Here is a 12,410-nt window from a genome sequence, read left to right as displayed (position 1 = left end):
GAAGGTAAGATCCTACTTCACCCGCTTGAGGGTCAGCGTCTGGTCCGGCGGGCCCGGCTTGCCGTCGATGTCCTGTTCGACGAGCAGCGTATCGGGATTGATCCGTGTCACCTTCATCGACTGATGACGTGCGCCGCCCTCGCCGTGGGTGGTCACGGTCACCGCGCTCTGGCCGACGCGATCGACGCTGATGGTCACACGGGTGAGATTGACCACGGCCTTGGTCGGCGTGCCGTCCAGGCGGGCGTCGGCGAACTGCAGGGCGGCCACGCCCGCCTCGTCCTCCTCGACCAGTGTCCAGGCGAGGGTCTTGCCGTCGTCGATGGTGACATCCAGTTCGCCGCTCAAGGGCGCGGGGCCGGTCAGGGCGGTGTTGAAATTGGAACGGGGCAGGTCGATTGCCCAACGTCCGGCCACGCCCATCGGGCCGCTGAAGGGCTGGGCCTGGGCGGCGAGGGGCAGGGCGGTCGCCAGCAGGGCGGCCCCGACCAAGGCAGTGAGGGGGGTGCGCATGAGGCCCGGCTCCGAAGTCAGGGCCCGGCGAGTCCGGGCGAACGCTGTGACACCCGACAAGGTGGTCCCGCGCATCCGCCCGATCAAGTGTTCAGGACCAAGCCTTTAGAAGGGCGAGAATTTCTCGACCAGCGACTGGCCGGCCGGGGTCTTTTGCACGCGGCTGATGTCGCCGCGGCCGCCGTAGCTGATGCGGGCCTCGGCGATCTGGGTGTGCTTGATGGTGTTGGCCGAGGAGATGTCTTCAGGCCGCACGATGCCGGCCACGGTCAGTTGGCGCAATTCGGTATTGGTGCGCACCTCTTGCGTGCCCTGGATCACCAGGTTGCCGTTGGGCAGCACGCCCGAGACAACGGCGGCGATGGTCAGGCTGATCTTTTCCGAACGGTTCACCGCCCCGGCCCCGGCGTTGGAATTGCCCGACTTGGTGTTGACCATGTTGGCGGGATCGAAGCCGCCCGGCAGGATCTTCCCGAGGCTTGACTCCAGGCCCAGGAAGTTAGGCACCCCCAGCGAACTGTTGGAGGTGCGCGACGACGAGGTCTGGTTCTTGGTCGTGGCGCTGTCATCGATGTCGATATTGACGGTCAGGATGTCGCCGACCTTGCTGGCGCGCTGGTCGTTGAAGAAGGCGCGGGCGCCGGTGCGCCATAGCGAGTTGGACGAGGCGGCCGGAGGCGGGCTCATGATCTGCTGGGTCATTGGCGCCAGTTGCGCGGGGTAACCCACGGGGGCCAGTTCCGGACCCTTCACCGCCTCGGTGACGGTGGAGCAGGCGGCGAGCGGCAACAGGGCGAGGGCGAGAACGACGAGGGCGGGGCGCATGAGCAGGACCTTCTAGAGCATTTTTCGAGCGAAGTGGTTCCGGTTCGCGTGCAGAAAAATGCGTCAAAACAAAAGATTAGAGCTCACGGCCTGACGCAGTCAGGTCGGGAAATGCTCTAGCGAGCGGCGTAGCGCAGGGTGTTGCGAGAGGCCCTCAAGCGCTGGGCCTGGGGACCGACGGCGGTGGAGCCCGGGCCGGTGACCACGGTCTCGATGATCTTCTTGCTGGCGGTGTTCTGGACCATCAGGCTATCGCCCACGGCCCCAGCCGCCATGGCCTTGCCTTGCAAGGTTAACGCCACGCCGGCGTCCTCGTAGGTCACCGCGACAATATCGCCCGCCTTGATCACCGTTGGGGTGGAAACATCTCGGAGGCTAGCGGCGGCGCCTTCGCGCAAAGGTCGCTTGGCGCTCATGCCGATCACGTCGTCGGCGTCGCGCGGCGCGTCGTTGGGCGCGGCGGCGACCTTGACCCAGACCAGGTCTTCCGGCTGGACGATTTCGCCGGTCGCCAGGCTGCGAGCATAGGCAAGAACTTCCACATTGCCCCGCGGGGCGCCGGTCAGGCCGCCGCTGGACCCGCCCTCGGCGCCCCCGCGGACGATGATCCGGCGGATGCCTGCGGGATTGGACCAGTCGAGTCCCGCCCGTCGGGCGGCCATCTGCACTTGAGAGGCGTCGAGCACGGCGGTCGGGCCCACGCGGGTGGCCACGACCATGCCCGAAGCAGCGCCCGCGCCGTCGAACAGTTCGCCCAGCGTGACCCGACCGTCGGCGTCGGTGGTGTCCGATCGCAACGAGACGGCGTTCCCGGCCAGGGCGGGCGTGGCGGCCAAGAAAGCCGCGAGGGAAAGGACGAGCGCTTTCATCAGCTTAGGACCTCAGGTTCGAGGTGGTCTGCAGCATCTGGTCTGCGGTGGTGATGACCTTGGAGTTCATCTCGTAGGCGCGCTGGGCGACGATCAGCGAGGTGATTTCGCTGACCGAGTCGACGTTCGACGCCTCGGTGTAGTTCTGCAGCAGGGTGCCAAAGCCCGGCTGGCCGGGGGCGGCGATATTGGCCGCGCCCGAGGCGGCGGTCTCCATGTACATGTTGTCGCCGACCGCCTCGAGGCCGCCTTCGTTCATGAAGTTGGCCAGTTCCAGCTGACCCACGGTCTGCGGAACGGGATTGCCTTGCATCGTCACCTGCACAAGGCCGGTCTTGCTGATGGTCGTGGCCACGGCGTTCTGAGGGATCGTGATGCCGGGCTGGACGGTGTAGCCGTCCTCGGTGACGATCTGGCCTTGGTCATTGGTCGCGAAATTGCCGGCCCGGGTGTAGGCGGTTTCGCCCGAGGGCAGCAGGATCTGCAGAAAGCCCTTGCCCTGGATGGCCACGTCGAACTCGTTGTTGGTCATGGTCGGGGTGCCCTGCTCGTGGATCCGATAGACCGAGCCGGCCTTGACGCCGCCGCCGACCTGGACCCCGGTTGGCACCACGTTGCCACTGCTGGACGACTGCGCGCCGGCCCGCTCGATGGTCTGATAGATCAGATCCTGGAACTCGGCCCGGCCACGCTTGAAGCCGATGGTGTTCATGTTGGCGATGTTGTTCGAGATGACCTCGACGTTCAGCTGCTGGGCGGCCATGCCCGTAGCGGCGGTGCGGAGCGCTTGCATCTTCAGTTATCCCTTACTGGACCTTGCCCATCCGCTCGACGGCGGATCGGGAAAGCTCGGCGGTTTGGTCCATCATCTTGGCCACGCTCTCGTAGGCGCGGTTCACTTCGATGAGCTTGACGATCTGCTTGAGCGACTGGACGTTGGAGGCTTCCAGCATGCCCTGGTGGATCACGGCATCCGTGGCCGCCTGGGGCGTGTCGTTGGAAATGTTGCGATAGAGGTTGTCGCCGTCCTTGCGCAGCGAGGCGAGGTCGGCCATCCGCACAACGGCGATCTTGCCGGCGCGCTCGGCGCCCTGGCTGACCGTGCCGTCCTTGGCGATGGTGACGGGGCCCTTGAGCGGATCCAGCAGGATCTCGCCGCCGCCGTCGTCCAGAACGGCATTGCCGTTCTGGGCTAGCAGCTTGCCGTCGGCGCCCATGGTGAAGCGGCCGTCGCGCGTGTAGCGCTCGCCGCTGCCGGTCGAAACCTTGAAAAACCCGTTGCCCTCGATGGCTAGGTCGAAGTCGCCGTCGGTCTTGCTCAGCGCGCCCTGGCCGAAATCGCGGGCCACGCCGTCGTCGAGCACGAATTTCACTGGGTATGAACCGCCGGCGGTGCGGGCCGGCCTGGCGGGTTCGGTGCGCACCATCAGCTGCTCGACCTTGAAACCGGTCGTATTGGCGTTGGCGATGTTGTTGGCGACGACGTCGAGCTCGCGGCGCAGAGTCATCTGCCGCGAAAGTCCCACATACAGTGCGTTGTCCATGACCGGTTACCGAGACGGCTAGCGCGACAAATGCGCTGCGTCCTCACAAGCAACCCTTGTGCCAACTCAGAAAAATCAACGATTTCAACAAAAAAGAAGGTTAACGACGGGCTGCGGCCAGAGTCTGCCGGGCAGATTCAGCCTGCGGCGAAATGGCGTTCAAAAGGGATCGTTAACCATGCTCCACGCATGACTAGATCCATAGATTCCAAGGAACCGCGCGCGTGGCCAAGAAACCTCCCCAGGAAGCTCCCGCCCCCGAAGGCGAAGAGGGCGCCGTCGAGGGCGAAGCTCCTGCCAAGAAGAAGCCGCCGATGATGATCATCATCGCGGCCGCAGCGGCCGTCGTGCTGATCGGCGGTGGCGTCACGACGTTCCTGCTGCTGAAGCCCAAGCCCGAGGCGCACGCCGAGAAGGGTCACGAAAAGCCGAAGAAGAAAGAAAAGAAGGAAGAGAAGAAGGGTGGCCATGGCGGCGGCGAAGCCGCAGCTCCGGCTGCGGGCGCGCCGGTGATCAAAGAGGGGCCCGACGGCGTGGTGTTCTACACCCTGCCCGACATCGTGGTGAACATGCAGGCGGCCGACGGCCGCTCGACCTTCCTGAAGCTGAAGCTGACCTTCGAGCTGCCCGACGAGGAGACGGCCGAGAACCTGACGCCGAACCTCCCGCGCCTGCAGGACATGTTCCAGACCTTCCTGCGCGAACTGCGCCCCGAAGATCTCAACGGCAGCCAGGGCAGCTACCAGCTGCGGGCCGAGCTGCTGCGTCGCGTGAACCTAGTCGCCGCACCCTCCAAGGTGAATGCAGTCCTGATCGAGGAGATGCTGATCAACTAGCCTGCGGGCTGGTTGGGGCGAACCATATGGCTGACGAAATCGACGATCAGGCCGCGATGGCCCAGTGGGCCGAGGAGAACCCGCCCGGCGGCGCCGGCGGCGGCGGCGGCAACCAGTTTGGCGACTTCAGCGGCGGCATGGGCGGCTGGGACGACGGCGGCGGCGACGCCATGGGCGCCGAGCGTATCCTGAACCAGGACGAGATCGACAGCCTGCTGGGCTTCGATATGTCCGGCGACGGCAATGACGACCGCACCGGCATTCGCGCCATCATCAACTCGGCGCTGGTGTCGTACGAGCGCCTGCCGATGCTTGAAATCGTCTTCGACCGCCTGGTGCGGTTGATGACGACCAGCTTGCGCAACTTCACCTCCGACAATGTCGAGGTCAGCCTCGACAACATCAGCTCGATCCGCTTCGGCGACTATCTAAACTCCATCCCGCTGCCGGCCATCCTGGCCGTGTTCCGGGCCGAGGAGCTGGACAATTATGGCCTGCTGACGGTCGATTCCAACCTGATCTACTCGATCGTCGATGTGTTGCTGGGCGGCCGTCGCGGCACTGCGGCCATGCGCATCGAGGGGCGTCCCTACACCACCATCGAACGGGTGCTGGTGCAGCGGATGGTCGAGGTGGTGCTGCACGACGCCAAGGCGGCGTTCGAACCGCTGCATCCCGTCAGCTTTACGCTTGACCGCCTGGAGACCAATCCACGCTTCGCCGCCATCGCCCGCCCGGCCAACGCCGCGATTCTGGTCAAGCTTCGCATCGACATGGAAGACCGGGGCGGTCGAATCGAGCTTCTGCTGCCCTATGCGACCCTCGAACCCATCCGCAAGATGCTGCTCCAGCAGTTCATGGGCGAGAAGTTCGGCCGCGACAACATCTGGGAAGGCCACTTGGCCACCGAACTCTGGACCACCCAGATGGAGGTGCGCGCCGTGCTAGACGAACAGCAACTGCCCCTGAGCAGGGTTCTGGACCTGAAGGTCGGTGACACCCTGATGCTCAACGCCACGACCGATAGCTTGATAGAGCTGCGCGCCGGTTCGATCCCATTGACCCGCGGCCGCATGGGTCGCCGCAACCACTCGATCGCCGTGCGGGCCGAGGCCCCCCTGACCTCGTCGGCCCGGAAAGCGGTGCAGAAACTGAAATGAGCATGACGGCCATCGCCCTCAACGGTCTCCTGGCTGTGCTGCTGCTGCTCGCGCTGATATTCGGCGTGCGCCTGGAGCGTCGCCTCAAGAATCTGCGCGACAGCCACGAAGGCTTCGCCAAGGCCGTGGCCGATCTTGACCGCGCCGCGATGCGGGCTGAACAGGGCTTGGCCGACCTGCGCGCCGCCACCGACGAGGCAGCCGATACCCTGGGCGACCGCATTACCCAGGCCAAGGCCCTGGCCGCCCAGCTGGATGAGCGCCTGAACCGTCCGATGGTCACGCCGCCGCCCGGCGCGATGTCCGAGCGTTCCACCCCGCGTCCCGCCGCGCCCCCGCGTCCGGTGCGGGCGCCGGAGCCCGCGACCTCGCCCGAAGCCGCCCGCCGGCTGAAGGCCGAGGACTTCGAAAAGCTGCTGGACCGCGAGGCCCGCATCCCCCGCGACGCTCCGCCACCTGCCGCCGCCCGCTCATCTGGGCCAAAGGAAACCCCGCGTTCACGCGCGCGGATCGATGATGATCTGTTCGATGGTCCGGAAGAGTCTCCGCGACCGGGTTCGAGTTTTAGAGGCCGCCGATGAAAAACGTTCCGCGCATCCTGCCCATCGTCGGGATCGCCGTGGTCGGCGTGCTGGCCGTCAACGCCCTGGCCGGGGCCAAGTCGCTGCCTAACATGCTGAGCGGAGCCAAGGCCTTCGCCGAGGGCGTGGTCAAGCCGGAGAGCGACAAGGCCCCATCGGCCGCCGACGTGGGGAAGGACGCGGCCGCCCAAGCCTTGCCGCCCCGCGTCTGCGCGCCCTCGGCTAACGACCTGGCCAAGGAAGCGGGCCTGTCGCCCGCCGAGCTGCGTGTGCTGCAAAGCCTGGGGACCCGTCGTGGCCAACTAGATCAGCGCGAACAGGATATCGACGTCCAACTGCAACTGCTGGCCGCCGCAGAGGCCAAGCTCGACACCAAGATGAAGGCCCTGAACGGCATGAAGGGCGAGATCCAGGGCCTGCTCGGCCAGGCCGACGCCCAGAAGGAGGCCGAGGCCGGCCGCCTGGTGCTGGTCTATTCGGCCATGAAGCCCAAGGATGCCGGCGCGCGGATGGCCCTGCTGGACGACTCCGTGCGCCTGCCGATCGCCGCCAAGATGAAGGAGCGGACGCTCAGCATGATCCTGGCCAACATGTCGCCAAATGAAGCCAAAATTCTGACTGAGCGCCTCGCCAACCGGATGTCGGCCGACGCCATCGCCAAGGGTCGCGCCGCCCTGGCCGCCGTCAATGCGCCGCCCGCCGCCGCCGCCCCAGCTTCCCAGGCGGCCGCCGCGCCGCTGGCCGGCGCCGCTCCGGCCGCGCCAAAGAAAACCGGCTAAGGCCAGGAATGAGGCTGGGGGCATTGCTAAGATCGAGCGTTGCGGCGATCTGCATTTTCGGGGTCGTGACCCCGTCGGTGTCGATCTCCGCCGCGCCGCGTCGTGCCCCCAATCCCCCGCCGCTCGAGGCGTCCGCCTCGACGTCTTCGCGGGGTCTTGAGGTTCGCGTCGCCCAAGCGCCCGACTTCACGCGACTGGAGTTCCCCGGCTCGCGCGGCATGCAGGCCCATCGCGAAGGTGCGACCTTGGTGCTGCGCTTCCGGCGAGACGCCAATCCCAACCTCACCGTCCTGAAAGTTTCGCCGCCGCGCTGGGTGCGCTCGGCCGAGGCCCGCCACGTCGGCGGCGTGGTCGAGATCGCTATCACCCTCAGCGACGACGCCGACTTCCGGGCCGGAAACGCGGACGGCGACGACTTCGTCAATCTGTTCGCTCGCCAGCAGGCCGCCAATGCGCCGGCGCCGGCGGCCGAGACCGCCGCGGCCGCCGCGCGCCGCCCCAGCCCGATGCCTGCGGGCGGCGTTGTGCCGGTCAAGTTCTCCAAGGCCGGCGGTCAGATCCAGCTGAGTTTCGAATGGGCCAATCCCGCCGGCGCCGCCGTCTTCCGCAGGGGCGAGGCGGTGTGGGTGGTGTTCGACACGCCGGCCCGGCTCGACATCGGCAAGCTGCCTTCCGGCACGCCGCAGTACCGCAGCATCCAGGCGTTCAAGGGACCCGACTACACCGCCCTGCGCATCAGCACCCCGCAAGGGACGCCGTTCTACGCCGACGGCGTGGGCGGCGGATGGACGATCGCCTTGGGCGCGGGCGTCCAGGATGCGCCCGATCTGATCCGGGTGGCTCGCGACGACAACGCCGCCCCCGCGACCCTTACCGCCAATGTCGCGGGCACGACCAAGACCCTATGGGTGGCCGACCCGGCCGTTGGCGATAACATCGCCGTCGCCACCGCCCTGGCGCCGTCCAAGGGCCTGCCGTCGCGCCGCGACTATGTCGAGATGGCCTTGCTGCAATCGGCTACCGGCTTGGCTGTCGAAAGCTATTCCGGCGACCTGCAGATGAGCGCCGAAGGCGACATCGTCCGCATCGGCCGCCCAAAGGGTCTGCTCCTGTCGTCAGCCGCCAGCGGTCAACAGTCCGACAACATGGTCGGAGCGCCCCAGGCCATGGCCATGCCCGCCCTGATCGACCCCGAACACTGGGCCAAGACCGGCTCGGGCGGCTTCATGGCCCGCTACGACGCCCTGCTCAGCGCCATTCCGGCGGCCAGCGACGGTTCGGGCAAGGGTGACGACACCGCGCCCCGCATGGCCCTGGCTCGGTTCCTCATCGGCTCGAACCTGTCGTACGAAGCGATCGGCGTGCTCAATGCCGCTGGTCGCGCGCACCAGACCCTGATGGGCGACGCCGAATTCCGCGGCCTGCGTGGTGTGGCCAAGGTGATGGCCCGCCGCTACACCGAGGCAGAGGCCGACTTCGCCTCGCCCGTCCTGGCCGATGATCCCTCCGCGGCCCTGTGGCGTGGCTATGTCGCCAGCAAGTCCGGCCAATGGGTTGACGCCAACGCCAAGTTCGTCGACGGCGCTCGCGCCTTGAACATGTTTCCAGCCCTGTGGCAGGCCCGGTTCCTCGGCGCCCAGGCCGAGGCGGCCGTCGGCGGCGGCGCGCCTGAGACCGCTATCCGCCTGATCAACCAGGCCCTGAAGCTGCCCAACATCCCGGTCGAGGACCAGCTTGAGCTCCGTTTAACCCTGGCCAAGGCCTTCGAGGCCAAGGGCGACAGCCGCGCCTTGCCGGTGTTCCAGGCCATCGCCCGGTGCGGAATCGACCGTCTGGCCGCGCCCGCCACCCTGCGCGCCATCCAACTTCGCCTGGCCAAGAACCAGATCAGCGCCGACGTCGCGGCCAAGGGTCTGGATCAACTGCGCTTCCGCTGGCGCGGCGACGGCGCCGAGCTCGACACCATCCGGGCCTTGGGCCAATTGCAGATCAGGCAAGGCCGCTATCGCGAAGCCCTGGAGGTGCTGCACTCGGCAGGCAACAATCTGCCCGACCTGCCGCAGGCGGTAGCGTTGCGCAACGACCTCAACCAGGCTTTCCGCGCCCTGTTCCTCGACGGCCTGGCCGACGGCATGCAGCCGATCCAGGCGGTGGGCCTGTTCTACGACTTCCAGGACCTGACCCCGATCGGCGCCGACGGCGACCAGATGGTCCGCAACCTGGTGCGCCGCCTGGTCGATGTCGACCTGCTCGACGAAGCCGCCAAGCTGCTCAAGTACCAGGTAGACAATCGCCTGAACGGCGTGCCCAAGGCTCAGGTGGCCACTGATCTGGCCTGGATCTACCTGATGGACCGCAAGCCTGAGAGCGCGCTGGACACCATCAACAGCACGCGCTCCACGGTCTTGCCGCCGGCCCTCAACGCCGAGCGTCGCCTGGCCACCGCCCGCGCCTTGATGGGTCTGGGCCGCTACGACGCGGCGCTGGAAGTCATCGAAAGCGACAAGGTCGGCGATGCCGAGGATATCCGCGCCGAGATCGCCTGGAAGCAGCACACCTGGCCCTTGGCCGGCGCGATGTACGAACGCGCCTTGGGCGATCGCTGGAAAACGCCGGGAACCCTGACCACCAACGAGGAAGCCAAGCTTCTCCGCGCCGGTGTGGCCTTTAGTCTGGCCGACGACGACGCGGGTCTGGGGCGCCTGCGTCAGCACTACAGCGGCTTCATCGACGGTGCGCGCAATCCGGACGGCCTGCGGGTCGCCCTGGCGGGCGCTGATCCGGCGGCGCTGTCCGGCGACGACTTCAGCCGGGTCACCGCCGACAACGAGGCCTTCAACGGCTGGGTGGCGAAGATGAAGGACCGCTTCCGGGCGCAGGCGGCCGGGTAGGCTGGCTGCCCTCATCGTCGCAATTTGCGATTTCCAATTGCCTGCCTGCCCATTGGTTTCGCGGCGTTCGCCTCTGCCTCGCCCGCCCAGACCCCATCGCCGTGGAAAAGCGATTGGTCTTATGGCGGCGATCGCGCAAACCCCTTAGTTAAGCGCCGCACGCGCCGTCCTGTCGGGAGCTCGACAGGCGGCCTCTTGCATTGCGCCGAGGGGCGTGTAATGACAACGTTGTCATAGGGTGGAAACATTGGCAGAAGAGACGAACACCGCTGAAGCGGGTCGAGAAGTGCTGGTCCTGCTAGGTGGCGCGGGCGACCTGGCCCTGCGGATGCTGTTGCCGTCGCTCTATTTCCTCGAAGTCGATCGCCTGCTGCCGCAAGATCTGCGAATCATCGGTTTGGCGCGTCATGATCATGACGCCGACGGCTACCGCGCGCTGGTGCGCGAGCAGCTCGGCAAGCGCGCCGACGTGGAGGAGGGGGCGTGGAGCCGTCTCGCCGCGCGCCTGGATTACATCTCGGTCGACATCACCAAGGAAGAGGGCGCCAAGGCGCTGGCTGACAAGATCGGCAAACACGGCGAACTGGTGATCTACTTCGCCCTGTCGCCGAGCCTGTACGGCTCGGTCTGTCAGGCTTTGCAAGCCGCTGAGCTCACGGGTCCGCAAACCCGCCTGGTGCTGGAAAAGCCGATCGGCCGCGACCTCGAGAGCTCGCGCGCCATCAACGGCGCGGTGGGCGTGGTCGTTGATGAAAGTCAGATTTTCCGCATCGACCACTATCTGGGCAAGGAGACGGTCCAGAACCTGACCGCCCTGCGCTTCGCCAACGTGCTGTTCGAGCCCCTGTGGGACAACAAGCACATCGACCACGTGCAGATCACCATCGCCGAGACCGAGAAGGTCGGGGAGCGGTGGCCCTATTACGACGAGTACGGCGCCCTGCGCGATATGGTGCAGAACCACCTGCTGCAACTGCTGTGCCTTGTCGCCATGGAAGCGCCCTCGGGCTTCGACCCTGACGCCGTGCGCGACGAGAAGGTCAAGGTGCTCCGGTCCCTTCGCCCCTTTACCAAGGCCAATGTCGCTCATGACACCGTGCGCGGCCAATATGTGGCGGGCGTCGTCGATGGCACGGCGCGCAAAGGCTATCTGGAAGAGGTCGGCAAAGCCTCGAAGACGGAGACCTTCGTCGCCCTGAAGGTCGATATCGACAACTGGCGCTGGTCCGGCGTGCCGTTCTTCCTGCGCACAGGCAAGAACCTACCCGACCGCCGCACCCAGATCGTCGTGCAGTTCAAGCCCGTGCCGCACAACATCTTCAGCAACGCCGCCCAGGGCGAGACACGAGCCAATCGCCTGGTCATCGATCTGCAGCCGGACGAAGACATCTCGCTGACCGTGATGACCAAACGCCCGGGGCTGTCGGAAGAGGGCATGCGCCTGCAGTCGCTCCCGTTGTCCCTCGCGATGAGTTCGGCCGGCAGCCGCCGCCGGATCGCCTATGAGAAGCTGCTGCTAGACGTGTTCCGGGGCGATCGCACCCTGTTCGTTCGGCGTGACGAAGTCGAGCAGGCCTGGAAGTTCGTCGACGGCGTCTCGGCTGCCTGGGCTGAGGCCGGCACCGAGGCGGCGCCCTATGCGGCGGGCACCTGGGGTCCGCACGGCGCCTCGGCGCTGATCGCGCCGCAAGGCCGGGCCTGGAACGAGTAGGGTGGCCGTGACCCTCCCCGAGATCGAAACCTTCCCGTCGCGCGAGGCGCTGTATGACGCCGCCGCCTCGGTGCTGGTCTCGGCCCTGACCGACGCCGTCGCCCTGCACGGCGCGGCGGGCTTCGCCGCCACCGGCGGCTCGACGCCGGCCCCAGTCTATGACCGCCTGGCCAAGCTGACCGCGCCTTGGGACAAGGTCACCGTCACCCTGACCGACGAGCGCTGCGTGCCACCGTCGGACGCCAGCAGCAATGAGGGCCTGGTCCGTCGTCACCTGCTTGTGGACAAGGCGGCCAAGGCGGCGTTCGCGCCGCTATATTTCGCGGACCTGGCCCAGGATGAGGCGGCTGAAAAGGCCGAGGCGGGCGTGGCCCAGGCCTTGCCGTTCGGGGCCGTTTTGCTAGGCGTCGGCCCAGATGGCCACTTCGCCTCGCTGTTCCCGGGCAATCTGGTGCTGGAGGCCGGCCTGGATCCCACGTCCGAGCGGACGGTGATCGCCGTGCCGCCCGGCGCGCCCGCGCCGGACCTGCCTCGGATCAGCCTGACTTTCCAGGCGTTGATCCAGTCGTCGTTGATCGTCTTGCTGGTCACTGGCGAGGCCAAGCGGATGTTGCTTGAAGGGCCGGTCGATCCCAGCCTGCCGATCGCCGCCATCTTGAACCAGGACCACGCCCCGGTCCGTATCCTGTGGGCGGAGTAGC

At 66.9% G+C, this 12,410-nt stretch carries 12 protein-coding genes; 7 read left to right on the top strand and 5 right to left on the bottom strand.

Going from position 1 to position 12,410, the window contains the following annotated elements; translation table 11 throughout:
* Positions 1-12: 12 nt before the first annotated feature.
* The 5 genes from ACP696_RS13030 to flgF all read right to left on the bottom strand — a co-directional run bounded on the left by ACP696_RS13030 (position 13) and on the right by flgF (position 3,751).
* The gene (locus ACP696_RS13030; RefSeq protein ID WP_426013649.1) at positions 13-513 is read right to left on the bottom strand and encodes a hypothetical protein; all 501 of its coding nucleotides are present in this window, start codon (positions 511-513) and stop codon (positions 13-15) included.
* Between the two features lie 105 nt (positions 514-618).
* The gene (flgH, locus tag ACP696_RS13025) at positions 619-1,338 is read right to left on the bottom strand and encodes a flagellar basal body L-ring protein FlgH (RefSeq protein ID WP_426013648.1); all 720 of its coding nucleotides are present in this window, start codon (positions 1,336-1,338) and stop codon (positions 619-621) included.
* Positions 1,339-1,454: 116 nt separating this feature from the next.
* Positions 1,455-2,207: a flagellar basal body P-ring formation chaperone FlgA gene (flgA, locus tag ACP696_RS13020; protein ID WP_426013646.1), complete on the bottom strand. Its 753-nt coding sequence runs from the start codon at positions 2,205-2,207 to the stop codon at positions 1,455-1,457.
* A 4-nt stretch (positions 2,208-2,211) separates the two neighbouring features.
* Entirely contained in the window at positions 2,212-3,000 is a 789-nt protein-coding gene (flgG, locus tag ACP696_RS13015; protein WP_426013644.1) for a flagellar basal-body rod protein FlgG, read from the bottom strand.
* 13 nt (positions 3,001-3,013) lie between these two features.
* Complete coding sequence (gene flgF / locus ACP696_RS13010; protein WP_426013642.1) at positions 3,014-3,751, bottom strand: flagellar basal-body rod protein FlgF; 738 nt, start codon at positions 3,749-3,751, stop codon at positions 3,014-3,016.
* Between the two features lie 224 nt (positions 3,752-3,975).
* On the opposite strand from flgF, the gene fliL reads away from it, so the two are divergent.
* The 7 genes from fliL to pgl all read left to right on the top strand — a co-directional run bounded on the left by fliL (position 3,976) and on the right by pgl (position 12,409).
* Positions 3,976-4,587, top strand: coding sequence for a flagellar basal body-associated protein FliL (gene fliL / locus ACP696_RS13005; RefSeq protein ID WP_426013641.1), 612 nt, complete (start codon positions 3,976-3,978; stop codon positions 4,585-4,587).
* Between the two features lie 26 nt (positions 4,588-4,613).
* Positions 4,614-5,747, top strand: a complete 1,134-nt coding sequence (fliM, locus tag ACP696_RS13000; protein WP_426029753.1) for a flagellar motor switch protein FliM — start codon at positions 4,614-4,616, stop codon at positions 5,745-5,747.
* On the top strand, positions 5,744-6,328 hold the full coding sequence (locus ACP696_RS12995) for a DUF6468 domain-containing protein (protein WP_426013637.1): 585 nt from the start codon (positions 5,744-5,746) through the stop codon (positions 6,326-6,328). The genes fliM and ACP696_RS12995 overlap by 4 nt, the downstream gene beginning before the upstream one ends.
* Positions 6,325-7,107 (top strand): MotE family protein, encoded by a 783-nt coding sequence (locus ACP696_RS12990; RefSeq protein ID WP_426013635.1) that lies wholly within the window; start codon positions 6,325-6,327, stop codon positions 7,105-7,107. Before ACP696_RS12995 ends, ACP696_RS12990 begins: the two co-directional genes overlap by 4 nt.
* A gap of 8 nt (positions 7,108-7,115) precedes the next feature.
* The gene (locus ACP696_RS12985) at positions 7,116-9,998 is read left to right on the top strand and encodes a tetratricopeptide repeat protein (protein WP_426013633.1); all 2,883 of its coding nucleotides are present in this window, start codon (positions 7,116-7,118) and stop codon (positions 9,996-9,998) included.
* A 247-nt stretch (positions 9,999-10,245) separates the two neighbouring features.
* The gene (gene zwf, locus ACP696_RS12980; protein WP_426013631.1) at positions 10,246-11,709 is read left to right on the top strand and encodes a glucose-6-phosphate dehydrogenase; all 1,464 of its coding nucleotides are present in this window, start codon (positions 10,246-10,248) and stop codon (positions 11,707-11,709) included.
* A gap of 7 nt (positions 11,710-11,716) precedes the next feature.
* On the top strand, positions 11,717-12,409 hold the full coding sequence (pgl, locus tag ACP696_RS12975) for a 6-phosphogluconolactonase (protein WP_426013803.1): 693 nt from the start codon (positions 11,717-11,719) through the stop codon (positions 12,407-12,409).
* Position 12,410 lies beyond the last annotated feature (1 nt).

The sequence above is a fragment of the Caulobacter sp. DWR3-1-2 genome (assembly GCF_049896225.1).
In the GTDB taxonomy this organism is placed as follows: domain Bacteria; phylum Pseudomonadota; class Alphaproteobacteria; order Caulobacterales; family Caulobacteraceae; genus Caulobacter.
This window is presented reverse-complemented; position numbering and strand designations above follow the sequence as displayed.